1 protein-coding gene is annotated in these 1,417 nt (G+C 46.4%); it reads right to left on the bottom strand.

Annotated elements, in window-relative coordinates; all coding sequences use genetic code 11:
* The coding region (locus tag A3729_RS23190) for a FimV/HubP family polar landmark protein (RefSeq protein ID WP_304439746.1) at nucleotides 1–1,417 on the bottom strand (1,417 nt) is incomplete at both ends.

Below are 1,417 nucleotides of genomic sequence, written 5' to 3' on the forward strand. Positions count from 1 at the left end.
ACCACTTTGCTTATATACTTCCAGCAACTTCAAGCGCAAGTCTGTTCTAACAGGTTCTTCTGAAATTGCACTTTCAAGAACTGCTGCAGCCTGATCCAGTCTGCCATAGGCAATGTAAACATCAACTTCAGCGATTACATCCTCATTTTCCTCGCCAGAGACGGCAGGCTCTTCTTCAGCAAATAAGTCTTCATCTATGTATTCGTCATCATCTTCAAGAGGGCTATCTAAAGATTCAACTTGCATGCCGTCTTCTTCAGCATCCTGATAATCGTCTTCCGACGATAGCGCATCTTCGCCCTCTTCTTCATATTCAATTTCGTCACTATCGTGCATTGCCTGAAACTCTTGCTCACGCTTAGCGTTATTACGCGAAACCAACCAGAGGACAAACACAACCAGCACAACAACTAGAACAGCAATTGATAAGTAGAGAGGATTACCAACGATCACTTCGATAATGTTCTGCTCAGCCTTAGCTGGCTTGCTTACAGGCATTTCAATAGACTTAGCCTTTTCAACTGCTGGCGATTTCTCAGCAGGTTTCATGCTCTCGGCCTGACCTGCTTGCTCAGTCTTTGGCATCGCTGCAATTTGCTCAGTACTTTCCTTAGCTTCAGCCATAGCGTCTTTTGCGGCTACCGTCTGATCAGAAGCCTCAGCAGCATTTTCAGCAACTGCGTCAGGCATTGCCATCAGCTTATCAGCCTCAGATAGCTCCTCAGTTTCCTGCGCAGCCTTCGCTTCCGCTAGCTCATTGACTCGCATTTGCGTCTGAATATTTGCTAGCTGATCATTCTTTAATGTAAGGAGTCTTTGCAAGGTTTGTAGCTGTTCTTCTAAGTCAGAAACACGACTATTTAACTCTTTATTCTCGATACTCGCTTTATCCAATTTTTCTAGCGTAATCGCTAGCTTCGGATCAGTCTCTTTACCGTTACTGCCGCCTGTTGCAGAGCTACCAGAGTTAGCACTGCTAGCACCGTCGTTTGTCTTTTCAGCAACAACAAGCTTGAGTTCATCACCAGCCCGCTTAACTGCTGGCTGATTAACGTCAGTTTTCGGTGCTTGGCTTGAAGCTACCGACTTCGAGCGTTTGCCTCTCGCAGACTCGTTCTGCGAAATAACTTCTTCTATTGCCTGATGCGTTGAACGCTGCTTAATCTGCTCAAGGCTGGGCAAACGTAGAACCTGACCTGCCTTCAATTTATTGATATTACCCTGAATGAAGGCACCTGGATTTAGGTCCTGAATAGCCAACATAACCTGCTGAGGGCTAACACTTCTATTTGGCCGCGCCTTGATTGCGATATCCCATAACGTATCAGAGCTACCAGTTGGGCCGTACTCACCACCTGAAATACCAGTCGAAGGGTTAGCAACAGAACGGCGACTTACCGGTGCAGGCTCTGGTACA

This window comes from Oleiphilus sp. HI0043 (genome assembly GCF_001634935.1).